The 25,235-nt window shown below is 59.6% G+C and carries 20 protein-coding genes and 1 tRNA gene; 8 read left to right on the top strand and 13 right to left on the bottom strand.

Annotated features, from left to right (window positions below; genetic code table 11):
* Positions 1-87 precede the first annotated feature (87 nt).
* The 8 genes from ACWGZX_RS28510 to ACWGZX_RS28475 all read left to right on the top strand — a co-directional run bounded on the left by ACWGZX_RS28510 (position 88) and on the right by ACWGZX_RS28475 (position 8,643).
* Positions 88-1,131, top strand: coding sequence for an LLM class flavin-dependent oxidoreductase (locus tag ACWGZX_RS28510; RefSeq protein ID WP_452626461.1), 1,044 nt, complete (start codon positions 88-90; stop codon positions 1,129-1,131).
* A 33-nt stretch (positions 1,132-1,164) separates the two neighbouring features.
* On the top strand, positions 1,165-1,407 hold the full coding sequence (locus ACWGZX_RS28505) for a hypothetical protein (RefSeq protein WP_452629099.1): 243 nt from the start codon (positions 1,165-1,167) through the stop codon (positions 1,405-1,407).
* Between the two features lie 91 nt (positions 1,408-1,498).
* A complete protein-coding gene (locus tag ACWGZX_RS28500; RefSeq protein WP_452626460.1) occupies positions 1,499-2,176 on the top strand; it encodes an isochorismatase family cysteine hydrolase in 678 nt (225 codons plus the stop codon).
* A gap of 5 nt (positions 2,177-2,181) precedes the next feature.
* A complete protein-coding gene (locus tag ACWGZX_RS28495; protein ID WP_452626459.1) occupies positions 2,182-3,546 on the top strand; it encodes a purine-cytosine permease family protein in 1,365 nt (454 codons plus the stop codon).
* Positions 3,547-3,802: 256 nt separating this feature from the next.
* Positions 3,803-4,162, top strand: coding sequence for a hypothetical protein (locus tag ACWGZX_RS28490; RefSeq protein WP_452626458.1), 360 nt, complete (start codon positions 3,803-3,805; stop codon positions 4,160-4,162).
* A gap of 270 nt (positions 4,163-4,432) precedes the next feature.
* Entirely contained in the window at positions 4,433-5,125 is a 693-nt protein-coding gene (locus ACWGZX_RS28485; RefSeq protein WP_452626457.1) for an MliC family protein, read from the top strand.
* A 410-nt stretch (positions 5,126-5,535) separates the two neighbouring features.
* Positions 5,536-8,136, top strand: a complete 2,601-nt coding sequence (acnB, locus tag ACWGZX_RS28480) for a bifunctional aconitate hydratase 2/2-methylisocitrate dehydratase (RefSeq protein ID WP_452626456.1) — start codon at positions 5,536-5,538, stop codon at positions 8,134-8,136.
* Positions 8,137-8,409: 273 nt separating this feature from the next.
* On the top strand, positions 8,410-8,643 hold the full coding sequence (locus tag ACWGZX_RS28475; protein WP_452626455.1) for a hypothetical protein: 234 nt from the start codon (positions 8,410-8,412) through the stop codon (positions 8,641-8,643).
* A 576-nt stretch (positions 8,644-9,219) separates the two neighbouring features.
* Here ACWGZX_RS28475 and ACWGZX_RS28470 read toward each other — a convergent pair.
* The 13 genes from ACWGZX_RS28470 to fdnG form a co-directional block, all read right to left on the bottom strand.
* Complete coding sequence (locus ACWGZX_RS28470) at positions 9,220-10,566, bottom strand: glutamine synthetase family protein (protein WP_452629080.1); 1,347 nt, start codon at positions 10,564-10,566, stop codon at positions 9,220-9,222.
* Between the two features lie 23 nt (positions 10,567-10,589).
* Positions 10,590-11,147 (bottom strand): helix-turn-helix domain-containing protein, encoded by a 558-nt coding sequence (locus tag ACWGZX_RS28465; protein ID WP_223512377.1) that lies wholly within the window; start codon positions 11,145-11,147, stop codon positions 10,590-10,592.
* Between the two features lie 25 nt (positions 11,148-11,172).
* The gene (locus tag ACWGZX_RS28460) at positions 11,173-12,462 is read right to left on the bottom strand and encodes an NAD(P)/FAD-dependent oxidoreductase (protein ID WP_452626454.1); all 1,290 of its coding nucleotides are present in this window, start codon (positions 12,460-12,462) and stop codon (positions 11,173-11,175) included.
* Positions 12,463-12,729: 267 nt separating this feature from the next.
* Positions 12,730-13,914 (bottom strand): patatin-like phospholipase family protein, encoded by a 1,185-nt coding sequence (locus ACWGZX_RS28455; protein WP_452626453.1) that lies wholly within the window; start codon positions 13,912-13,914, stop codon positions 12,730-12,732.
* A 54-nt stretch (positions 13,915-13,968) separates the two neighbouring features.
* Entirely contained in the window at positions 13,969-14,700 is a 732-nt protein-coding gene (locus ACWGZX_RS28450; protein WP_452626452.1) for a hypothetical protein, read from the bottom strand.
* Between the two features lie 11 nt (positions 14,701-14,711).
* Entirely contained in the window at positions 14,712-15,791 is a 1,080-nt protein-coding gene (locus ACWGZX_RS28445) for an AI-2E family transporter (protein WP_452626451.1), read from the bottom strand.
* A 203-nt stretch (positions 15,792-15,994) separates the two neighbouring features.
* Positions 15,995-16,090: transfer RNA gene (locus ACWGZX_RS28440), tRNA-Sec, on the bottom strand.
* A 6-nt stretch (positions 16,091-16,096) separates the two neighbouring features.
* Positions 16,097-18,004, bottom strand: coding sequence for a selenocysteine-specific translation elongation factor (gene selB, locus ACWGZX_RS28435; RefSeq protein ID WP_452626450.1), 1,908 nt, complete (start codon positions 18,002-18,004; stop codon positions 16,097-16,099).
* Positions 18,001-19,431 carry an L-seryl-tRNA(Sec) selenium transferase gene (gene selA, locus ACWGZX_RS28430; protein WP_452626449.1) on the bottom strand — a complete coding sequence of 477 codons (1,431 nt, stop codon included), beginning with the start codon at positions 19,429-19,431 and terminating at the stop codon, positions 18,001-18,003. The genes selB and selA overlap by 4 nt, the downstream gene beginning before the upstream one ends.
* Before the next feature lie 53 nt (positions 19,432-19,484).
* On the bottom strand, positions 19,485-20,411 hold the full coding sequence (gene fdhE / locus ACWGZX_RS28425; RefSeq protein ID WP_452626448.1) for a formate dehydrogenase accessory protein FdhE: 927 nt from the start codon (positions 20,409-20,411) through the stop codon (positions 19,485-19,487).
* Between the two features lie 4 nt (positions 20,412-20,415).
* Entirely contained in the window at positions 20,416-21,069 is a 654-nt protein-coding gene (locus ACWGZX_RS28420; protein ID WP_452626447.1) for a formate dehydrogenase subunit gamma, read from the bottom strand.
* Positions 21,066-22,001, bottom strand: coding sequence for a formate dehydrogenase subunit beta (gene fdxH / locus ACWGZX_RS28415; RefSeq protein ID WP_452626446.1), 936 nt, complete (start codon positions 21,999-22,001; stop codon positions 21,066-21,068). The genes ACWGZX_RS28420 and fdxH overlap by 4 nt, the downstream gene beginning before the upstream one ends.
* A complete protein-coding gene (fdnG, locus tag ACWGZX_RS28410) occupies positions 22,002-25,067 on the bottom strand; it encodes a formate dehydrogenase-N subunit alpha (RefSeq protein ID WP_452626445.1) in 3,066 nt (1,021 codons plus the stop codon). It lies immediately after the preceding gene.
* Between the last annotated feature and the right edge of the window lie 168 nt (positions 25,068-25,235).

The raw sequence follows: 25,235 nt of genomic DNA, 5'->3' as shown, positions 1-25,235 counted from the left end.
AATTTGCGCCAATTACGTATTATGGTATACCAATAACCATCAGGCCCGCAGTCGACAGGCCGACAACAATAGATCCGAGGTAGCGTCATGAAGTTTTCCTTGTTCGTACACATGGAACGTTGGGACGAAAGCGTCAGCCACCGCCAGTTGTTCGAAGACTTGACCGAACTGACCCTGATGGCCGAGGCCGGCGGTTTCAGCACCGTCTGGATCGGCGAACACCACGCCATGGAATACACCATCTCGCCAAGCCCCATGCCTTTGTTGGCCTACCTGGCTGCCAAGACCACCACCATTCATCTGGGCGCCGGCACCATCATCGCGCCGTTCTGGCACCCGTTGCGGGTCGCCGGTGAATGCGCATTGCTGGACGTGATCAGTAACGGTCGCATGGAAGTCGGCCTGGCCCGTGGCGCGTACCAGGTTGAGTTCGACCGGATGGCCGGCGGCATGCCTGCTTCTTCCGGTGGTCAGGCGCTGCGGGAAATGGTTCCGGTGGTTCGGGCATTGTGGCAAGGCGACTACGCCCACAATGGCGACATCTGGAAATTTCCGACGTCCACCAGCGTGCCGAAGCCGATCCAGAAGCCTAATCCGCCGATGTGGATCGCCGCTCGCGATCCGGATTCGCACAATTTCGCCGTGGCCAACGGCTGCAACGTCATGGTCACCCCGCTGATGAAGGGCGACGAAGAAGTCCTCGACCTGAAGAACAAATTCCAGACCGCGCTGGACAACAACCCGGACGTGCCGCGCCCACAACTGATGGTGCTGCGTCACACCCATGTCCACTCGGTTGATGATGTTGAAGGATGGAAAGTCGGGGCCAAGGCGATCGCCAAGTTCTACCGCACCTTCGATGCCTGGTTCGGTAACAAGGAAACGCCGGTCAACGGCTTCCTGGCGCCGAGCCCTGAGGAGAAATTCGCCGGCCGTCCAGAGTTCGAACTGGAGAGCCTGCACAAGACCGCTATGATCGGCACCCCGGAAGAAATCATTCCGCGCATCAAGTACTACCAGGAACTGGGCGTCGACGAATTCAGCTTCTGGTGCGACAACAGCCTGCCGCACGCCGAGAAGAAAAAGTCCCTGGAGCTGTTTATCAAACACGTGGTCCCGGCGTTCCGCTGAGTACTCTGCGCTGTGGGAGCGAGCCTGCTCGCGATGGACGTCAACGATAACGTGCTCCGCCTGAATAACCGCGTTGTCCGGGCGTTTTCGCGAGCAGGCTCGCTCCCACAAGGGTCGATTCCCATGTTCAATGGTCGTCTCCAATCAATCGCCCTTCCCTCCGGCGCCGCGCGGGCTTATCTGCGCGGTGAATGGACCGCTTCGCACCTGCATTTCAAGCGCCTGCGCGCCAGTGTTTCAGCCAAGCAGAATGGCTTCTGGCAGTTAGTTCACTGAGCCCACCCGAACTGGAATTCACGCACCGACACCTCGCCCTCTCACGGCGAATTACGGTGCATCGTGTTTCGCCTTTGATCAGGTTTGCTTAATGAACAACAAAAACGCGCTGTTGATCATCGACATGCAGCAGGAGGACGGTTTCGTCCTGGAAAACCTCGACCCGGTGATTGCCCATACCGCAGCCCTGCTCGAAACCGCCCGCAGTCAGCGGACGCCTGTCATCTATACCCGCCATATCAACCGAGCCGACGGCATTGACCTGCCGCGCGGTGAACCCCGGGCCAGCGACAGCGGCCCCAGTAGCTATCGTGCCGGCACCCGGCAAGTGGAAATCATCGAGCAGCTGGCGCCTCAGCCGGGTGAACTCATCATGGACAAGGGCCGTTACAGTGCCTTTCACCGCACCAACCTCGATACCCTGCTCAAGACGCTGGAAGTCGACACGTTGGTCATCTGCGGTGTGTTGACGGATGTCTGCGTACTCAGCAGCGTGTTCGATGCCTTTGCGCTGGGTTATCACGTTCGGCTGGTCAGCGACGCCTGCACCACGACCACCCTGGCGGGGCATTATTCGGCATTGCTGATCATGGCCAACTGGGTCTATTCCCTGGAAATTCTCACCAGCACCGAATGTCAGCGCGCCCTGCAACAGCTCGATTACGTCAGCCTGAATCCCGAGCACCCGGACATGTTTGCCCATCAGCCCCATGAGCTGCCAGGCACCATCGCCCGTCTGCAAGCCCATCTCGTTCGGACTCAGGAGTAATCGCCATGAAAGTCGAAAAAAGAAGCATCGATTTCATCCCCGAAACCGAACGCCACGGTCGTCCCGCTTCGCTGTTCTATATCTGGTTCGGCGCCAACATGAACATCACCACCATCGCGTCCGGCGTGCTGCCGGTGGTGATGGGGCTCAACCTGTTCTGGAGCGCGCTGGCAATCATCATCGGCTCGCTGGTGGGGGCGATTTTCATGGCGTCCCACTCAGCCCAGGGCCCGAAGCTGGGCATCCCGCAGATGATCCAGAGCCGCGCCCAGTTCGGCGTGTTGGGCGCCGTATTGCCGCTGTTGTTCGTGATGCTGATCTACCTGGGTTTCTTCGTCAGCAACACCTTGCTCGCCGCTCAGGCGCTGGAGTCCGTCAGCCCGTTGCCGGCCAGCGGCAACATCTACCTGATCGGTGCCTTGTGCTTCGTCGTTGCGCTGTATGGCTATCGGTTGATCCACCGTTTGCAAAAGCTGCTTTCGATCCTTTCGCTATTGGTGTTTGCAGCCGCCACGCTGTTTGCCTTGCAGCTGTCGATACCCGCCGAACAATGGCTGCCAACAGGTTTTTCGCTGTCGAAGTTTCTGGTGGCGGTGAGCATTGCCGTGACCTGGCAGCTGTCCTATGCGCCTTATGTCGCGGACTATTCGCGCTACCTGCCAAGCAGCACGCCAACCGCTCAGGTGTTCTGGTACAGCTACGCCGGCACGGTCAGTGGCGGTGCGTGGATGATGATTCTCGGGGCAATCCTGAGCGTCGGCATCGGCGACTTTTCCAGCAACGTCGGCGGCCATGTCGCCGGGCTGTTCGGCAGCGGCGCGATCCTGCTGTTCGCCTTCATTGTCTATGGCCAGGTGTCGATCAACGTGTTCAACCTGTACGGGGCGTTCATGTCGACCATCACCGTGATTGAACCTTTCGCCCGGCTCAAGGTGACACCGCGTGTGCGTGGCCTGTTCATGCTGGTGATCAGCCTGGTGGCGACCGCGCTGTGCACTATCAGTCAGGACGACTTCATCAGCTTCTTTCTCAACTTCATTTTCTTCATGAGCTACTTCCTGATCCCATGGACGGCAATCAATCTGGTGGACTACTACTGCCTGCGAAAAGGCCAGTACCAGATCGACGACATCTTCGACCTCAACGGAATTTATGGAAGGGTCAACTGGATCGCCTGCGGCAGTTTCCTGCTGGCGATTGCCCTTGAGGTTCCCTTCATGAACACCACGTTGTACGTTGGCCCGGTGGCCACGGCACTGGATGGTGTCGACCTGGCCTGGCTGGTCGGCTTGCTGGTGCCGGCCTTGAGTTACTACTGGCTAATGAAACTCGGCAAGCGGGCGCCGGCGTTGAATCAAGCGTCGCAGTAACCGTGAAACAACAACGCCGGCCCTGGGCCGGCGTTGCACTGTTTCAGGACACCTTAATGGTTGTAGGCACGTTCATTGTGCTCGGCCAGATCCAGCCCCGAGGCGTTTTTCCACCCTACAGCCTTTGCGCAAAGCCATCCTTGATTGATATCAAGATATCAAGATATCAAGATATCGACATCGAGCAACTGCCCTCACCCCATCGCGATCCAGGGGCTAAGCTTCTCAGGGCTGAACAGACTTGGAGATGTCGCTCATGCTCAATAAAAATCCGTTCCCAAACGCTGAGACACCAGTCCATCCACCTTTGTCGACATGGGACGATCAGGACGCAGCAACATCAATCGATGGCGACGCATATACCGCCCCGCCCGCGCTGACCAACGCCGAACTGGTTCACTTGCGAGTCCGAGTCATTGCCCTGGAAAACCTGGTCATCGCGTTGCTGGCCGAAGGCTCGGAACGTCAGCTCGCCGTTGCCCGGGAAATGGCCGATTACATTTCTCCCAGACCTGGTTTTACCCTGCATCCCTTGACCATTCACGCGTCTGCCCAGATGACCCACAGTGTCGAGCGCGCCCAACGATTTCGACAGCGCGACGAACCACCGGTTTAATTGTTCAAAATTTGATGGTCATGGCTATAACCGAGCATCGCTGCGTCGGCACCGTAATGAGCGACTGTCAGACCGTCGTGCTACTTTACAGTCACGCCTTTGACTTGAAATGATCAGGTACAGGTGTGGGCAAGAAAGAGGTTGATTGAACACGATAGAAAACCAAATTCCCGAGGGATTTTTATCAGCCACAAAATCTCATAACAATTTGTTTTTATTATATTTTTATTTTATTTTTTAGAAACTTGTCACAATCCGGGTGACGTCAATATGAAAACGGTCACGACCCTTTTCACCTGTCTTCTCGTCAGCCTATGCGCGGCGACGATCCCCTTTGCCGATGCTGCCAAGCATGAAAAGCATGAAAAGCATGCAAAGCCTGCCAAGCCTGCGCCAACATACAAAACCAGCTTCGACTGCGGCGACGCCAGAGCACGCGTAGAAAAACTCATCTGCCACGATCCACAACTGGCGCAGATGGATATTGAACTGATGCGTCTCTATCGCCTGGCGCTTACGGATGAACATTCCGTACCGCCTCCCAACAAAGTCATGCTCGACCAGCAATTCTGGATCGATGGCCGCAACCAGTGTGGCACCGCGGCGGAGCCCAAGGCCTGCACGGTCCGAAGTTATGCCGAGCGTGCGCACCAGCTACGCCAAGGCTCGGCCATTGTGAGGACCAAAGACCCCGACAGACTGACCGATGGCCCCCTGACGTTTCGTTGTACCGGACTCAACGGGCCGATTGCCGCCACTTTCTTTACCACGCAACCTGGTGTCGTGTACCTGAAATGGGCGAACGCCTCGATTACCTTAAACCAGATGCCAAGTGATTCAGGAACCCGATACATCGGCAAGGATTACAAAGGGAACTACAGCTTCCGGCAAAACGAAAACGGGGTGTTTTTCCAGAAACCAGGCTCTGGGGAAATGAGCTGTACGGTCGAGCCGGTCGGCTGAGAGCTCTGGCACGCCTGCAACAGAGCCATCTCATTGTCGACACCCGTTGCGATCAATCAAATTTTCAGCCGTCCCAACCGCCATTTGCGGCATGACATTTCGACCACCATCCAAAATGTGTCGACAATCCTGTTGATTACCCTCCAATAAATCATTATATTTCGGCTCGATCACGAAATAGTGTCGACAATGAGTGTCATTGGCGGAAACTTCGATTGGGGCAGACACCGGTCTGTACCTTCCGGCTTCGGGACAGAACACCTTTTGTAGGAACAGTTGATCTGGTGGTTTTGGGTGGTCACCCTCGATTGCTGAAAAACTGTTCCTACCTTTATTTAGTGGACCAATACCCGGCTGCTTTGCGCCCTCTTCGTTCACTCAACAACACGCGGTATGACAGGAGAAGCCCAGTGCTTGAGACCTACGTACAACAATTACAAGCACGTGCCGAGCAAGGGCTTCCACCCTTGGCGCTGAATGCCGAACAAACGGCAGGCCTGGTCGAGCTGCTGCAAAATCCTCCGGTTGGCGAAGAAGCGTTCCTCATTGACCTGATCACCCATCGCGTTCCACCTGGCGTGGACGAAGCGGCCTATGTAAAGGCCGGCTTCCTGTCCGCCCTCGCCCTAGGCGAAGCCACGTCCCCTCTGATCGACAAGAAGCGCGCGGTTGAACTGCTCGGCACCATGCAGGGCGGCTACAACATCGTCACGCTGGTCAACCTGCTGGACGACGTCGAACTGGCCCCGGTGGCTGCCGAAGAGCTCAAGCACACCCTGCTGATGTTCGACGCCTTCCACGACGTCGCTGAACGCGCCTGGAACGCTAACGTTCACGCCAAAGGCGTGCTGCAATCCTGGGCTGACGGCGAGTGGTTCAAAAACCGCCCTGTGCTGGCCGACAAGATCAGCCTGCGCGTGTTCAAGGTGACTGGCGAAACCAACACCGACGACCTGTCCCCTGCTCCGGACGCCTGGTCCCGCCCGGACATCCCGCTGCACGCCCTCGCCATGCTGAAAATGGCTCGCGACGGTATCGTGCCGGATGAACAAGGCGTCACCGGTCCGATGAAGCAGATCGAAGAAATGCGCGATCAAGGCTTCCCGATCGCTTACGTCGGTGACGTGGTTGGTACCGGTTCTTCGCGTAAATCGGCCACCAACTCGGTGCTGTGGTTCTTCGGCGATGACGTGCCTTACGTGCCGAACAAGCGCGCTGGCGGTTTCTGCTTCGGCAGCAAGATCGCTCCGATCTTCTACAACACCATGGAAGACGCCGGCGCCCTGCCAATCGAATTCGATGTGTCCAACATGCACATGGGCGACGTGATCGACCTGTACCCGCACGCTGGCAAAGTCTGCAAGCACGGCACTGACGAAGTCCTGACCACCTTCGAAATGAAGACGCCGGTGCTGTTGGATGAAGTCCGTGCTGGCGGTCGTATTCCGCTGATCATCGGCCGAGGCCTGACCGAGAAGGCGCGTGCCGAGCTGGGTCTGCCACCTTCGAACCTGTTCAAGAAGCCTGAAGCGCCGGCTGAAAGCACCAAGGGTTACACCCTGGCGCAGAAAATGGTCGGCAAAGCGTGCGGCGTGACGGGCGTTCGTCCGGGCACTTACTGCGAACCGAAAATGACCACCGTGGGTTCCCAGGACACCACCGGTCCAATGACCCGTGACGAACTGAAAGACCTGGCGTGCCTGGGCTTCTCGACCGATCTGGTGATGCAGTCCTTCTGCCACACCGCGGCTTACCCCAAGCCTGTGGATGTGACGACCCACCACACCCTGCCGGACTTCATGCGCAACCGAGGCGGCGTTTCGCTCAAGCCGGGTGACGGCATCATCCACAGCTGGCTGAACCGCATGCTGCTGCCGGACACCGTGGGTACCGGTGGTGACTCGCACACCCGTTTCCCGATCGGTATTTCGTTCCCGGCGGGCTCCGGATTGATTGCGTTCGCCGCTGCCACCGGCGTCATGCCGCTGGACATGCCCGAGTCCGTCCTGGTGCGTTTCAAAGGCAAAATGCAACCGGGCATCACCCTGCGTGACCTGGTCCATTCGATCCCTTACTACGCCATCAAGGCCGGTCTGCTGACTGTGGAGAAGAAAGGCAAGATCAACGCCTTCTCCGGACGCATCCTGGAAATCGAAGGCCTGGACAACCTGACCGTCGAGCAAGCGTTTGAACTTTCCGACGCCTCGGCCGAGCGTTCGGCGGCCGGCTGCACCATCAAACTCCCGGAAAAGGCCATTGCCGAGTACCTGACCTCCAACATCACCCTGCTGCGCTGGATGATCGGCGAAGGCTACGGCGATGCGCGCACCCTGGAACGTCGTGCTCAAGCGATGGAAGCCTGGCTGGCCAACCCTGAGCTGCTGGTTGCCGATGCTGACGCCGAATACGCCGAAATCATCGAGATTGACCTGGCAGAAATCACCCAACCTATTCTCTGCGCACCGAACGACCCGGACGACGCCCGTCTGCTGTCGACCGCTGAAGGTCAGAAAATCGACGAGGTGTTCATCGGTTCGTGCATGACCAACATCGGTCACTTCCGCGCGGCCGGCAAGTTGCTGGAACAGGTCGACGGTCAGCTGCCAACCCGTCTGTGGCTGTCGCCGCCGACCAAGATGGACGCTCACCAACTGACCGAGGAAGGCTACTACGGCATCTACAACAAGGCCGGCGCGCGCATGGAAATGCCGGGCTGCTCGCTGTGCATGGGTAACCAGGCTCGCGTAGAACCAAACTCCACCGTGGTGTCGACGTCGACCCGTAACTTCCCGAACCGTCTGGGTGACGGCGCGAACGTCTACCTGGCCTCGGCCGAGCTGGCGTCCGTGGCTTCCATCCTGGGTCGCCTGCCGACCGTCGAGGAGTACATGGAATACGCTGGCAAGATCGACAGCATGGCGGCCGATGTCTACCGCTACCTGTCCTTCGACCAGATCGCCGAGTTCCGTGAAGTTGCTGCGAACGCCAACATTCCGGTTGTTCAAGCCTAACGCTACAACGCCATAGAAAACGCCGCCCATCGTGAGATGCGCGGCGTTTTTTTATGCCCTAAAGAAGACCTCGTTATCGTTCATCGCGGGCAAGCCACGCTCCCACAGGGATTGTGCTGTTCCTGTGGGAGTGGGCTCGCTCCCACAAGTGCTGCCGCTCGTCAGCGAAACAGCACCTTTACCTCATCCTGAATTTCTAATGTTTTGTAACCTTCGCAGGAAGGCTCAGAAGAAGAAAAAGCCAAGTGAATGCAGTCAACAGAGGTAAACGACATGTACGACGATGACGATGACGATGTCAAAGACACCCAAGCAACATCAAACGGCCCAACCACTGATGTAACAGGTAAACCCGTTAACGTGGTCGATCGCGATCTTCAGGACAGTGATGCAGAGGCCGTTGATGAAACCCTCACGCCTTCTTCCACCCACGCCAAGGAAGAGGCCATAGAGAAGTTCAAAGAAAAAATAGCGGAGATAGAACGCCACGTGGCGGATGGCAACTAGATTCCCTGCTCTGCGGTGCCTAACCCTTGGCGCCTGTGGCCGGACCGACCGTATCCTTGGCGCCACAGCACAGCAAAATGTCAGACACGCGCATCATTGGCAGTGGGTCGGAGGGTCTGCGCTCTTGAAGCCATTTTCGGCAGCGCCTGACATCAAGTTGCAGGTTCAATAACATCATCAGGCTCAGAAGCTCCTGGGAAATACGGCCATTGCCGCATTCAGGGCAATGGAATTCCTGCCACGCGCCCGCGCAGATTGTTCGTGCAGAAACGTTTTCACAGATTACACACGACATGGCCAGACTCCACCCAATGAAAAATTCAGAGCTAAATTAGTGGCTGAAGTAGATTCGGGGCGATCCATGCAGCCGCCAGCACTTGAGCCCTTCGTACTCGTCGGCAATTGGCACGACAAGTGCCGAAAGAATGCCGATTTGACCTTCGGCGCTGCTGGTGGTCGGTGTTGCGCTGTTTGTTAGCGGTTCGCTTCTCGTGCTCAATCGTCTTGGACACCGTCGATCTTCTCGCTAGTGTCGCGGGCAATCACTCGGATTGAACGATTGCCCGTCTCCACCGATTACAGATACCAGCGGTATTCCCGCGCACTGATTTCCTGCATAAACGCCAGATGATCCTGACGTTTGTTCTCGCAATAGACATCCACGAACTCTGCCCCCAAACCTTCACGCAATTGCGGCTGATGCTGCATCGAGCGCACGGCTTCGAGCATTTCCAGTGGGAAGTCGACGCCACTGTTGCGGTCTTCGTTCAGCGGCGGGATGGGTTCTTTGCGGGCGTCCAGCCCATGTTCCAGTCCCACCAGAATCGCCGCCAACACCAGATAGGGATTGGCATCGGCGCCCGCCAGTCGATGTTCGATGCGCAAATTCTTCGAATCCGATTCCGGAATGCGCAGGCACGCATCACGATCCTCAAACCCCCAGCTCGCTTGCGTAGCCACGTTTGTCGTGCCGCCCAAGCGGCGATAAGCGTTCTGGTTCGGGGCGAAAACCGGCATGCAATGCGGCAGTAATTCCAGGCAGCCGGCCACGGCGTGACGCAATGACTGCTGTTGGTTGGCCGCCAGGATGTTGTTGCCGGCCGCGTCGTAAAGGCTGACATGCACATGCATGCCGCTGCCCGGGTGCTGCAAGTAAGGTTTGGCCATGAAGCTCGCACGATAACCATGCTTGAGCGCTACGCCACGGCTGCTGCGACAAAACAGCGCCGCCCAGTCTGCCGCACGTAAACCATCGTCAAGATGACCGAAATTGATTTCGAACTGACCCGGCCCGAGTTCGGCGGTAATCACCGTGCTGTCGATACCCTGAGCCCGCGAGGTCTCGACCATGTCGTCGAGTACTGGCGCGAAGCGTGACAGTCGCTCGATGTGCATGTTGGGTTGGTCATCGGCATCGTCCGTCAGCCCGTCGCGGGGAAACTGCGGCAGCCCCTCGCGCAGCTTTTTATCGAACAGGTAGAACTCCAGCTCGAACGCCACCACGGGATGAATGCCTTTACCTGCAAGCCTGTCCAGGACCTGCGCCAGTACCTGGCGCGGTTCGAACACGATTGGGTTTTCAGTGCCGTCCGAGGTGATCAGCATTTGCCCCAGCGGTTGCCCTTCCCAACTCACCGGTTTGAGTGTTCCCGGCACCAGACGACGCAATGCATCCGGATCGCCGTCGTTGAAACAGTAATCACCAATCTTGAACAAACCGCCCTGCACGCCCAGCAGCACACAGTTCTGCGGCAGTTTCAGCGCACTGCCGGCCGCAACCTTTTCCAGCATGTCCACCGGGTAACGCTTGCCGTAAAAATGGCCCGGAATATCGAGGGAAATCAGGTCGACATAGCGCACCTCAGGATAGCGTTGGCGAAAGGCCCGCACCTCAGCCAGCAGATCAGAGCAGGTAGCATCCATCATTGTTGGTCCTTATCTTGTTATCAGGTGTAAACCCAAAGCACTCGCGTGAGGTGCCCGGTGAGGTTGCCGTAGCGGCAACGGGTATGGCTGTCGAACTGAAAACTGTCGCCAGCCACCAAGGTAACGGGGTCTTCGTCGTCGCCCAGCCACAGGGTCAGCTCGCCTTCGAGCACGTAACCGCCCTGCTCCGAGCTGTCGGTCAGGTGCCGGTCGCCGCTGCTGGCGCCGGCCTCGAGATGACTTTCGAGCATGGAAAATGACGCGCGTATTTTTGGCGAAACCAGAATGTCGGTAATGCCGTTGGCGAAGTACAACGTGCGGCGTTCGTCCGGCCGTGTGACCCACGGCAATTCCTTGGGTTTGGGCAGGCTGTAGAAATACGTCGTCGGTACGTCCAGGGTTTCACTGATCGCCGTCAGGTCTGCCACGGTAGGCCGAGACAGACCGCGTTCGACCTGCGAGAGAAAGCCGACAGAACGGCCGATTTTGTCGGCCAGTTCCTTCAAGGTGTATTTCTTGTGCTTGCGCAAATCGTGAATCAGGATCGCCAGCGCAGCGATTTCTTCTTGCTTGTTCATGCCTGCAATTCCGGTAGATGACTCATCAGATACTGTCGCGCAGTCGATACCAGGCTTTGCCGATGGCTTCCAGCGGTGCGGCGAGGTATTTGCCACCGGGAAAACTGCCGTTGTTCAAGCCCTGATACAAGGATAATTCATCGTCCTGGCCAAGAATGGCGTCGGACACTGCACGGGCGGCGGCCAGTGTGGGCAGGACGCCATGCCCGGAATAACCTTGCAGCCAGTAGCGATCCCCCGACCTGCCAATGTCAGGCGTTCGTTTAAGTGTCAGGTCGATGTGCCCGCCCCAGGCGAACTCCAGCTCTACGCCTTTGAGCTGTGGAAACACTCGTTCCAGGAACGGTCGTGTTGCCCCGGCAATGTCCTTGGGCATGCCGCCCAGATACGTGCAGCCGCCGCCGAACAGCAGGCGGTTGTCCGGTGTGCGACGGAAATAGTCGAGGACAAACTGGTTGTCGGTGACGCAGACATTGCTGGGCAGCAGCTCAGTGGCCTGCTCTGGCGTCAGGGGCGCGGTCGCCACTTGATACGTACCAACGGGTAATACGCAACTGGCCAGTTTGGGGTCGAGCCGGTCCAGATAGGCATTGCAGGCCAGCACCAGAACATCCGACCGAATGGACCCGCGATCAGTGTTCACCACGAAGCGACCGCTGTCCTCTCGATAACTCAGTGCTTTGCTTTGTTCATGGATACGACCGCCCACGCGTTCGATGGCGGTAGCCAGACCGAGTGCCAGTTTCAGCGGGTTCAAATGACCGCCCTCAGGATCAAAGAGACCGGCCTGATAGCGTTCGCTGGCGATCCACTGCGGCAACTGCTCACGGCGGATGAACTGTAAGCCATGGTGCCCCCACTTGTGACTGGCCTCGCGCTGCCACTCGGTCAGCAGACCAACACGTCGGGGCATGACCGAAGTCCACAGATGGCCGGCGCGATAATCACAGTCAAAACCATGGCGAGCGGGTAATTCACGCAGTTCTTGCGCCGCCCAGCGCATTGCATCCCACAACCGGCGAGCGCGCTCATAACCCAGCGCCGCTTCCAGAGGTGGCATGTCACATGACCAGCCGAGAATGGCCTGACCACCGTTGCGTCCCGAGGCTGCCCATGCCACGCGACTGGCTTCCAGCAATGTCACGCGCTTGCCGGCCAGGGCCAGGCGCAACGCGGTGTGCAGGCCACTGAACCCTGCGCCGATGATCAGGATCTCGGTGTCGTGTTCACCTGCGAGCGCAGGTCGAGTGGTCAGGCGATCAGCGCAACTGTGGGCGTAGTAGCTGGCGACATGTTGCGTGGACTGCTGGAACATACCGGCTCTCATGAAATTATGTTTTTATAATTTCATGAAAAACTACATGATTAATTTCATAAGAGCAACTGTGTAATTCCCGCCGGCACCGGATAGGCGCAAGTACACCTGACAGTAATGGGTGTCTTGACTGGCCCCATCGCGAGCAGGCTAGCTCCCACAGTTGATCTTTGTCATCCACAAAATCTGTGGCTGATGGAGATCCAATGTGGGAGCGAGCTTGCTCGCGATGGGGCCGGTCCAGACCAACAGAAGTCACGATTCGTTTCAGGTATCGGGGGATTTATGCCACGGGTAACCTTTCGCACTGAGCTCAAAGGCGTACTCGAACAAACGCTTCATGTACTCGCCATCGAACCGATGAGTGCGAAGGTGATGAAAATCGGAGCCGATGTACGCAAGATTGAAGTCGGACCCGTCCTGCTGGGCCATTCGATAAATCCGGTCGAGGTCGCTGATGCCCTGCGTCTGGATCAACGCGCTGATGGCGCGACCGCCGATACTCAACGTGCGGCGCTTGGTCCCGGACCACTGCGGCTCCATTTTCCCGTTGCGAATCACATAGAAATGCCGATCACGGCGCAAGCGCGCGCCCGTCACGTTATTCAGCGCCATGACGGTGCCTGGGGGGTAAAGAAATACCTGCGTGATGACGCCGCCGTCCACGTGCATTTCCTGGAACCGCTGACCGTTGACCTCCACGTCGATCATGACGGGTGAGACGGCACCGGGAATACTCATCGATGCGATCAGGATCTGACGAAACAGGTCGAGCGCTCCCGGCGCACCGCTTGCGGCAATGGCGCCCATGTTCCAGGTAACGGGCCGCCCTGCATCGAGGTCGGTGGTGCCGATCATCAGGAGTCGTCCATTGGCGTACTGCGCCGCAATCGCCGCCAGAAGGTCAGGGGTGACGTATTGCGCGACGAGCCGCGACAGTGGCTTGCTGTCCGCAATACCGTCGCTGGCAAGCCGGGTCAGCATATTGCGCGAACGGAAAATGTCTTTGGGGCCGATGGCGCTGCAGATGCGCAGAATGATGTCGTCGTACTGAGGCCCCAGGTAAGCGAACGGGGCGACCAGGGCGCCAGCGCTGATGCCCGTTACCACTTTGAAAGCTGGCCGCGTCCCATGCAACGTCCATCCTGCGATGATGCCCGCCGCGAAGGTGCCAGCGTCACTACCACCGGAGACCGCCAGCATGTTGGCCAGCGGTAGCATGTCATGCGGCTCCCCGGCTCTGGCAAGCGCTTGGGCCTCTCGATGGTTGGCCTGATGCACGTCCCGAATCAGCGGAGCGATTTCCCGGTCCAGCCAGTAACGCGCCTCTGGAATGCCAGGGACGACCGCCAGCTCCGTCAAGGTTGGCGGCACGGCATCGCGGCGTTGCAGGCACGCCTGGCGCAACATGTTCCACGCTGATGTACCCGGTCCGGGCAGGAACGGTTTCAAAACGCCTCCTCCGACCCCGGCCGTTGACAGAGCCCGCGGGCACTGCAACGTGCATTACGAGTAGACGATGTCGCTGAGGTCGATTGCTACCAGTAACGCCTTCGTGTCTGGCTGACCTGATGCGCCGCGGCGATAAGCCCGTCGCTTGCCGGGCATGCGCAGCCCCTGTGCGTCAACGTAGTCAGACACATATTGAGCGGCGGGCAGGCCACCACTCACATCCACGTTGTAGTCATGTCGACGAAGCAGGAAGTCGTCGCCAAAGTAGAAATCCTGAACCGCGCAGTGGGTGGCGATGTGTTCGGGAAAGGTCACCCGTAAACGTCGCCAGTGCTCTGATCCCTCAAGCCAGGGTGCGAGTTCTTCCGTCACGACGCCCGTCAAGGTGAACTGGAAGGGCATGGTCAGGTAGGACCACAACGCATAGCCGTTGAAGTATGCGCGGTGCAGTGGGTCCCAAGGGGTATTTTCTTCGTGACCTTGAAAGGATGCCCGGGGGGCTGATCGTTCGGCAACCACCTGCCCGTCGGTCTTCTCGATGGCGATTCGTCCGGGTGTGTAGGCCGTCAACTGATCAGGCCCGCCAAAGGGCATCACCGAGGCTCGCTGTTCATGCAGCCAAACGGTCATCTTGCGGGGGGCGCTGTCCTGCGTCAGCCCTTTCATTGCCCACAACGCGCCACCCGTCACGAGGGTGGTGTCTACTTTGCCGAAGCTGTTCCAGCGTTCGACACCACCATGGGCGGTCAATACCCGGTCCAGCAACTCGTGACTTGGCGCGTTCATGGTTACGGATTTTACCCTTCCTCCGGCCGATCCTGAACCCACTGCCAGAACAATTGGTAGCCCACCGCAAGCACCACCGGTCCTATGAACAGACCCAGGATGCCGCTCGTGACCATGCCGCCCAGCGCGCCAATCAGCACGACCGGCATCGGCACATCCACACCCCGTCCCAGCAACAGCGGTTTGAGGACGTTATCCACCAGGCCGGCAACGAACACAAAGACCGAGAAGATTATGGTCCTGGTGTTGGGCCCCTCGGTTGCCAGCACATAGATGATCACCGGTAGCGTAATCAGCGTGGCCGGTAACTGCATGATGCCGAGCAGCAACACGAAGATGGCAAGAATACCTGCGCCCGGGATGCCTTTGAGCACGAAGCCGATACCCACCAGCAGCATCTGAATGAACGCGATGCCGACCACGCCGAGCGCAACCGCGCGGATGGTTGCAGTGCACAGTTCGGCGATTTTTGCCCCCTTGTCAGGACCGCTGATGCGAGACGCGATCTCTACCGCGGCACGGGTGCCAGCCTCACCGTGCGCCATGAAAATACCGGCGATGATCAAGGCAACAATGAACATCAGCAAACCCGCACCGACGCCTGCAATTTTGGTCAACAAGCCCACACTGACGCCTTTTATTTGCGGCAGATACTTCGCGATCAGGTCCGGAAGATCGGTTGAGGCCTGCAGCCATACTGACGAGATAGTTTTACCCACCACTGGCCACGTGGCGACCGTCTCGGGCGGCGGCGGGATGTTGAAGGTACCTTCCTTCACCAGGTCGATGACCTGCCCGACCGACGAAGCAATCGAGGTGCCCAACAGATAGACCGGCACCACCAGAATCGCGATGGCAATCAGCACAATCGCCGTGGCAGCACGCCCTTCGCTACGTCCGAGCGACCCCATCAATCGCAGTTGCAATGGGTAGAGCGTGATCGCCAGGATGACCGACCACAGCATCAGGTCGCGAAATGGCTGGAATATATCGAAGCAAAACAGCACTAGAACAACAATCAACCCGGCACGAATCAGGACATCGAGCATGCTGCGGGTCAACGATTTCTCGGACAGAGGTGTGGGCACCATGGATGTCTCCTTGCTTATGCAAAGCAGGTAGGGAAGCGGTAAGGCCAGCATAGACAATGATTTAACAGTGCGACGTGATCTGTGCTCTGCATCGCAGCACTTCGAAAAAAAAAGTGACAATGCAGACATCGAATCAACATCCGCGCCTGAATCTACGCAATCACGCCCTCCCGCTGTCCGGAGGAGACAGGTCGTGCGGAAAATGGCGGAAGGCAGCCGGAGTCGAACCGGCCCGGGAACGGATGCCGTCCCCAACCGGGTTTGAAGCCCGGCCGCGCCACCGGGCGCGATTGCCTTCCTTGAAGTCAATCGTCTCTCTGTTGCGCCAAGGCACTGTCGAGACGGATTTGGCGCTTGTCGCCCAGGCGTCGGGTCAGGCCGATGCGGTCGAAGTACTCCAGAATCTGAATGCTGCGCTTGCGACCCAGACCGACCGCATCGCGAAACGCCGCGACTTGAATCACCGGGTTGTGCTCGGCCAGTTGCAAGAGCATAGCCGCCAATCGACGGATCATCGCGTCGGTGTAGAACAGGTCCCGGACCACCTGATGCAGCAGCCCCAGCCGCGCCATTTTGCGCAACAACAGGCGCACAGTCGCTTCATCATGCCCCAGTTTGCGCACCCATGGAGGATCGAATCCGGCCTGTTCGAACAGCGGTTGTATGCGCTGCCACAGCGCTTCGTCCTCTTCACTCAAGCGCACTTGATGACCGGGTAAATGCAACCACGGCCCGCTGGTGGCGAGGGCGCCGCTGGCGAGTAATTCGTCGAGCAGGCAGATGAAGGTCGGGCGTTCCATCGCCGTTGCAGCGAAGCGACGCAGGCGATCCCGGTCCGGGCCCATCTGATCCGGCTCCAGTTGATGAAAGCGTGCGAGCTGTTCCAGCAAGGGCGCTTTCAGCGACTCCCAACGCGCAGCACTGAACAGTAACGGACCTTGGCGGGTCTCGATCAAGCGCACGTCAGCGGGCAATACCCAGGTCGAGCGTGGCTGGTTGAACTGACGCTCCAGTTGCCGTGGATCGAGGCCGGCGTCGCTGTTGGCCAACAACGCTGGCAAGAGTTCTTCCAGCGTATTACGGCTGGCGAGGGCCTGTAGCTGTGCCAAGCGTTCGGGGCTGCGTCGGTGTCGGGACGGGGCAAACGGGTCGAGCACCCGGCCCCCGCCGAGGGTGCGTTGCGCACTCTGATCCCGCAGGATCAACGGGTCACCTTTCACCGCCTGCACCGGAGCATTGAGCAGGATTTGCGCGTACATCCGCCCACCCGGCGTCAAGCTCGCGCCTTCGAGCAACGCGATTCGCCCTGTCACGTCCTGAGTGCCGAGGTGAACATGCACCGGCTGAAAGTGTTCGAAGGCTTTGGCTTCGCTGGCCAGCAAGTGCAGGTCGATGTCCAGTCGTTGAGTCGGGGCATACAGCCACTCGGCCAGCAGCCATTGGCCACGGTGAATGTGCTCCAGCGCCAGGCGCTCGGCACTCAGGTTCAACGCAACGCGTTGCCCGGCATACGCGCTGTTTGCCGCTTGATTTTGCGCATGCAAACCGCGCACACGCACAGGTTTACCTAGCGGGCTGAGCACCAGTGTGTCGCCCACCGCCACTTGCCCGGACAATGCCATGCCGGTCACCACGATGCCCGCGCCAGCCACACTAAAAGCCCGATCAATTGCCAGACGAAAACCGCCGCTGGTGCTGCGTTGAAGGACGTCACGCTGTGCATCGAACAGCGCCTGGCGCAGCGCCTCGACGCCCTCCCCGGTCACACTCGACAGCGCGATCTGCGGCGCATCGGCATAGGGCCCGCGCGCCAGTAGCGTTGTCATCTGTTCATGGACGGCTTGCACCCGGGCCGGATCGACCCGGTCGCACTTGGTGATCGCCACCAGCGCCCGGGGAATGCCCAGCAGTTCAACGATCGCCAAGTGTTCGCGGGTTTGCGGCATGACGCCGTCATCCGCTGCGACCACCAGCAACACCAGATCGATGCCCTGCTCCCCGGCCAGCATGTTATGGGTGAACCGCTCGTGACCGGGCACGTCAATGAACCCGGTCAACTCGGCGCCCGATTCCAGCGCCGCATAATGATAACCGAGGTCGATGGTCATGCCGCGTTCGCGTTCTTCGCGGCGACGGTCGCCGGCCTGCCCGGTCAATGCTTGCAGCAGCGAAGTCTTGCCGTGGTCGATGTGCCCTGCTGTGCCGACGATCACCCTCCCTGCCCCTCGACCGACAACTGATCGAGTTGCGCCAGCCAGGCGGCTTCATCGTCCAGTTGGCGCAGGTCCAGCCACAGTGCGTCGTCGTCGATGCGGCCCAGCACCGGAATGGCCAACTGGCGGAACGCGGCCTCCAGCCCCAGCAGCTGCCGCCCGCGCAGACGTTTGGACACCTTTGGCCGCAGGCATAACGCGGCGCTGGGCAGGCGCGCCACCGGTTGGCTGCCGCTGCCGATCATGCCCAACGCCGGCAGCGCACTGACACTCCAGCTGTCACCTAATGCGTGCGCCAGCGAAGGTTGCAAGCGTTCGGCCTGGGCGAGGATATCGGCCTGCGGGCGGATCAGCAGGCGCAGGCTTGGCAGACGTTCGGCCAGGCGCTCGGGATTGCGGTACAAACCCAACACCGCTTCGAGCGCGGCCAGGGTCAGTTTGTCGACCCGTAGTGCGCGTTTGAGCGGGTTTTTCTTGATCTTCGCAATCAGCTCCTTGCGCCCGACAATCAACCCGGCCTGCGGACCACCCAACAATTTGTCGCCACTGAAGGTGACGATATCCGCACCATCGAGCAGCGCCTGGCGCACCGTCGGTTCGGCGGGCAGGCCCCAGCGGGTCAGGTCCAGCAGGCTGCCGCTGCCGAGGTCTTCGAGCAGCGGCAATCCATGGCTGTGCGCCAACTGCGCCAGTTCGGCGGTCGGCACCCGCGCGGTGAATCCTTCAATGCTGTAATTGCTCGCATGCACGCGCATCACCAGACCACTGCGCGGGCCGATGGCTGCTTCGTAATCACGGGCGTGCGTGCGGTTGGTGGTGCCGACTTCATGCAGCCGGACCCCGGCTCGCGCCATGATGTCGGGAATGCGGAAGGCGCCACCGATTTCAATCAGCTCGCCCCGGGAAATAATCCCTTCCTTGCGCGCGCCCAGACTGTTGAGCGTCAACAGCACCGCCGCCGCGTTGTTGTTGACCACCGTCACCGCTTCGGCGCCGGTCAGTTCGCGGATCAGGCCTTCGATCAGGTCATCACGGTCGCCGCGCTTGCCGCTGTGCAGATCAAATTCGAGATTGAGCGGATAGCGCGCAGCCATTTGCACCGCTTCGATGGCGACTTCGGGGAGCAGCGCCCGGCCGAGGTTAGTGTGCAGCACGGTCCCGGTCAGATTGAACACCCGGCGCACATGGCTTTGGTGCTGTTGAGCCAGACGCTCACCCGCCCGCCCCGCCAATACCTGCGGGCTGATTTCCACGGCGTCGAGTTGCCCGGCCAGCACCGGTTCGCGCAAGTCATCGAGCAATTGCCGCAGGCTTGCCAGCAGCGACTCCCGGCCATAGCGCTCGGCCAGTGGTTGGCAGGCGGGATGGCGCAGCAGACTGTCGATGGAAGGCAGCCGCAGGGTTTGGCTGGCGGAAGTTGAAGGCATCCGGCGCTCCTGAAAACGATTGACCGTCGCGCCTGAGTGTAGCCGCTGAGCGTTCAGTCGCTCCCGGGTGCCAGCAGCAGATTGGGCGCCGGACGCAGGTAGCCTTCCTGTTCCAGGCGCATGTCGAGCATCAGGCTGGCCAAGTCAGCCGACAACGCTTCAGCCTCGGCGTCGTTTTCCAGGTACAGCAGTTTCAGGTAACTGCGACAACCGGGGCAGGTTTCGGCGCGTAACGGCGCCTGATTGGCGGCGTGGCGGTCGTCGTCGAGGCTGATGTATTCCAGGCCTTTGCTTTGTTCGCAGTACACGCATTTGACCCGCACCACATGCCATTCGCAGGCACACAACGAGCACACCAGATAGCGCAAACCGTTGTGTTTGCCACGGTGGCGAATCACCCCGGCCATCACCGGCGAACCGCAGGCCGGGCATTGGCTGAGGCTGTCGCCGGGTTTTAGCGCCAGGTCCGGCGTGCTCAGCAACCAGTGACTCCAGGCCGCTTGCAACGCGGCGCCGAGAAACGGCACCAGCGCGGCTGGCAGCAGCGTGAACTGGCCGCTGACCAACGCCACCGCCCAGGCTTTGCGTTGTCCGGAGTCGGTATTGCGCAATGTCGCCAGGGCTTGTTCTACCGCCGGTTGCGGCGCTGGCCGGTAGTGTTGCAACAAGGCGTCGAGGTACGGCAACCAATGCCCCTCGCGCACCAGACTGTCGGCGGCAAGCGGTGGCAGGCCGTGCTCCTGGCACACCTTGATTCGCTCGGGATCTGGCAAGGTGGCGACGGACGGATCGTCCATCATTTGCTGCTGCACATGACACAGGCCGGCCACCAGGCGCAGGTAATCGGCCAGCGGATGCCCCTCGGCCAACCGTTCCAGCCGTAACGCGCGCAAAGTGAACAGGTTGTGCGGCGGCAGGTACAGAAACGGCGGTGAACTCGCCGCCGCTTCAATCTCTCCAGGCTCAAGAATCGTCGCCAAGTGCTTATCCTTTTTTGCTGATCGGCCGGTCGGGATGCTCGTCGCGGGTCACTTCGCGGTACCACAGTTCATGGTGTTTTTTCGCCCAGGCGCGGCTGACCCAGCCATGCACCATGGCGCTGACCGAGCCCTTGATCCAGATCCCGGCGTAGATGTGCACGATGATGCTCAGCACCAGCACAAACCCGGCCAACGCATGCAGCAGCATCGCCCAACGAATCGTGGTGATACCAAAAAAATCGCTGAAATACGCGCGCCAGATCACCAGCCCGCTGAATAACAGCACCAGCATGCAGGCCAGCAAGGTCCAGAACAGCAGCTTCTGCCCGGGGTTGTATTTGCCGATCGGTGGCACGCCCTCTTCCTCGTTCTTGATCACCCGCCCGACGCTCTTCAGCCACAACCGATCATTGGTAATGAAGAAATTCGCTCGCCAGAAGCGCAGCACCAATCCAAGGAACAGCACGAACATCACCACGCCCATGAACGGGTGCAGGATGCGCGTCCATGGGCCACCGCCAAACAGGTTGCTGAGCCAGAACAACGCCGGATGAAACAACGCCAACCCGGAGAGTGCCGCCATGAAAAACAGGATCGCCACCAGCCAGTGATTGGTGCGCTGGCCAGTGGTGTAGCGCAGGATCGTTTTGTTGCTCATGGCCTGTCCTCCCGCCGCGGATCATAGGTATGAACCGATGGGTCAACCTCATGCACGGCCGGGTCCTTGCCTGGGGGATGTTCGTCCTCTTCGACCACCTGCGGCCCGATGCGTACGTAATGGAAGAACCCGGCCAGCACCGCCAGGCCCATGGCCAACAGCCCTAACGGTTTGCTCACGCCTTTCCACAACCCCATCAGCGGACTGATTGCCGGATCCTTCGCCAGCCCGGCGTACAGCTGCGGCGTATCAGCATGGTGCAGCACGTACATCACGTGGGTGCCACCAACGCCGGCCGGGTCGTACAGTCCGGCGTTTTCGAAGCCACGGCTTTTCAGATCGACGATACGTTCGGCGGCGTGTTCTTTCATGTCTTCCTTGGTGCCGAACACAATCGCCCCGGTCGGGCAGGTTTTCACGCAGGCCGGTTCCAGCCCGTATTCGACCCGATCCGAACACAACGTGCATTTGTAGGCTTTATGATCCTTTTGCGAGATCCGCGGAATGTTGAACGGGCAGCCGGTGATGCAATAGCCGCAGCCAATGCAGTGGTCCTGGTTGAAATCGACAATGCCATTGGCGAGCTTGATGATCGCCCCCGGGCTCGGGCACGCCGCCAGGCAACCGGGTTCGGCGCAATGCATGCAGCCGTCCTTGCGAATCAGCCATTCGAGGTTGCCGGCATCGGTTTCATGCTCGGTGAAGCGCATCAGGGTCCAGGTTTCTGCGCTCAGGTCTTGTGGGTTGGTGTAGGTGCCGCGGTTGTAGCCGATTTCGTCGCGCAGCTCGTTCCATTCCGAGCAGGCGACCTGGCAGGCCTTGCAGCCGATGCACTTGGTGGTGTCGATCAGCTTGGCCACTTCCTCCTGAATGCGCACCGAAGGTGACGGAGTCGTGGTGGCCGAACGGGCAATGATGTCTTGGCTGGCCATTTAGACTTTCTCCACGTTGACCAAAAATGACTTGGATTCCGGGGTCTGTGTGTTGCCATCGCCGAGGAACGGCACCAGGGTGTTGGTCAGGTAACCGTGACGCGTGAGTCCGGTAAACCCCCAGTGCAACGGGATACCGATCTGGTGCACCACCTGGTTGTTGACCTGCAACGGACGAATCCGCTTGGTCACCACCGCCACCGCTTCAATGTGCCCACGCTTGCAGCTGACGCGCACACGGTCGCCGGCGACGATGCCTTTCTCCTTCGCCAGCACCTCGCCGATTTCGACGAATTGCTCCGGCTGGGTAATCGCGTTGAGCCTGCAGTGCTTGGTCCAGAAGTGGAAATGCTCGGTCAAGCGGTAGCTGGTGGCCGCGTACGGGTAATCCTTGGCCACGCCAAGGGAATCCCACACCGAATCGAAGATCCGCGCCGCCGGGTTGCTGGTGGCTTTTTTGTTGTCCGGGTGCAGCGGGTTGATGCCGATGGGCGTCTCGAACGGCTCGTAATGCTCAGGAAACGGGCCTTCGTTCATCTTGTCGACGGCGAAGAACCGCGCCACGCCTTCGGGGTTCATGATGAACGGATTCATCCCCGCTTCTGGCGGCACGTCGGCCTTGTAGTCGGGCACATCGGTGCCGCCCCAGACTTTGCCGTTCCACCACACCAGGCGTTTTTTCGGGTCCCACGGGTTACCTTGCAGGTCGGCTGACGCGCGGTTGTAGAGAATCCGGCGGTTCGCCGGCCAGGCCCAGGCCCATCCCTGTTGTTGGTGCATGCCCCACGGGTCGCTGTTGTCGCGACGGGCCATCTGGTTGCCGGACTCGGTCCAGCTGCCGCAGAAAATCCAGCAGCCAGATGCGGTGCTGCCGTCATCCTTGAGCTGACTGAACGCGGCCAATTGTGCATTGCCCTTGATCGCCGCACCCGTGGCGTCGGTGAAATCTGTGGTGGCGTAGCCGTTGATTTCCTTGGCCAATTCTTCTGGCGAGGGTTCGTCGGCGATCTTGTACTTCCACGACAGTTTGAGGATCGGGTCGGGATAAGCGCCGCCCTGCGCCTGATACCGTTGACGCAAACGCAGAAACAGCTCAGCCATGATCCGAATGTCGGTTTGCGCTTCACCCGGGCCGTCGGCGCCTTTCCAGTGCCATTGCAGCCAGCGGCTACTGTTGACCAGCGAGCCGTCTTCCTCGGCAAAACAGGTAGTGGGCAGGCGAATCACTTCGGTCTGGATGTCGGCGCTTTTCACATCGTTGTACGGCCCGACATTGCGCCAGAACTCTGAAGTTTCGGTGGCCAGCGGGTCCATCACCACCAGCCATTTGAGTTTGGCCAGCGCCGCCATCACCCGGTTCTTGTCGGGCAACGCGGCAATCGGATTGAAGCCCTGGCACAGGTAGCCGTTGACCTTGCCCTGGCCCATCAGGTCGAACACTTTGAGGATGTCGTAGCTGGGAATGTCCAGTTTCGGCAAATACTCGTAAGCCCAATTGTTCTCGGCCGTGGCATTGCCGCCGTACCAGGCTTTCATCAGGCTGACGTGGAACTTGCTGTAGTTCTGCCAGTAGGACAACTGCCCCGGGCGCAACGGTTTTTGCGTGCGCTTGGTGATGTACGCGGCGTAGTCCTGCTCGGCGTCGCCCGGCAATGTGAGGTAACCCGGCAGCGAGTTGGAGAGCAACCCGAGGTCAGTCAGGCCCTGGATGTTGGAGTGCCCGCGCAAAGCATTCACGCCCCCGCCCGGCATGCCGACATTACCCAGCAGCAATTGCACCATCGCCGCGCTACGGATCATCTGCGAGCCGATCGAGTGCTGGGTCCAGCCCAGCGCATAAAGGATGGTCATGGTCTTGCCCGGTACCGAGCAAGTGGCGATTTCCTCCCAGATTTTTTGCATGGCATCGACCGGCATCCCGCAAATCTGGCTCACCAGGTCAATGTTGTAGCGGCTGTAATGGTGCTTCATCAATTGATAGACGCAGCGTGGGTCTTGCAGGGTCGGATCGACCTTGGCAAAGCCGTCTTCACCGAGCTCATAGCCCCAGCCGGACCTGTCGGTGTAGGCGCGTTTGGCCACGTCATAACCGCTGAAAATCCCGTCCTCGAAGCCATACCCGGCTTTGACGATGAACGACACGTCGGTGTAGTTGCGCACGTATTCGTGCTGGATTTTGTCCTCGGTCAGCAAGTAGTTGATCAGCCCACCCATGAAGGCGATGTCGGTGCCGGTGCGAATCGGCGCGTAATAGTCGGCCACCGAGGCCGTGCGGGTAAATCGCGGGTCGATCACGATGAGACGCGCGTTGTTGTGCGCCTTGGCTTCCGTCACCCATTTGAAACCGCACGGGTGCGCTTCTGCTGCGTTGCCGCCCATCACCAGAACCAGATTCGCGTTGGCGATATCGGTCCAGGTATTGGTCATGGCACCACGGCCGTACGTCGGGGCAAGACTTGCCACCGTCGGGCCGTGTCAGACACGCGCCTGGTTATCAAACCCCAGCATGCCGAAACTGCGAATGACCTTGTGGGTGATGTAGCCCGCTTCGTTGGATGACGCCGATGCCGCGAGGAAACCGGTGGTGAGCCAGCGGTTCACCGTTTGGCCTTGGGCATTCTTCTCGATGAAGTTGGCGTCGCGGTCGGCCTTCATCAGGTCGGCGACGCGATCAAGCGCTTCATCCCAGGAGATACGCGTCCACTCGCTGCTGCCGGGCTTGCGGACCTGCGGGTATTGCAGGCGACCGGGGCTGTGAATGAAATCCAGCAGGCCCGCGCCTTTGGGGCAAAGGGTGCCGCGGTTGACCGGGTGGTCGGCGTCACCTTCGATATGGATGATGTTTTGCGCGACATTCTTGGCAGTATCGCCCTGGCTGTACATGATCACGCCGCAACCGACCGAGCAATACGGGCAGGTGTTGCGGGTTTCATGGGTGGCGGCAAGCTTGAAGTGGCGCACCTGCTCGGCGAAGGCAAGCGTGGGGGCCATGCCCAACGCGCCCAGGCTCGAGCCTGCAAGGCCGATACCAGCGACCTTGAAGAACTGACGACGGCTGAGGTCCATCGTGCACTCCTGATCAGGTGGAAATCCGGGGCTTTGCCGGACTTTCTAAGCAATCACGGTGGCGGCAGACGGGCTGCCGACACTTGAAACTTTAGTCAACGCAGGACTGCCCTGTGTGAAAACCGACCGTCGGACGTTTGCCCGCATCTGCGTCAATCGGCACGGTCC

This window comes from Pseudomonas sp. CLCA07 (assembly GCF_053615335.1).
Note: the sequence above shows the minus strand (reverse complement) of the source record. Positions and strands in the feature narration are given on the sequence as shown.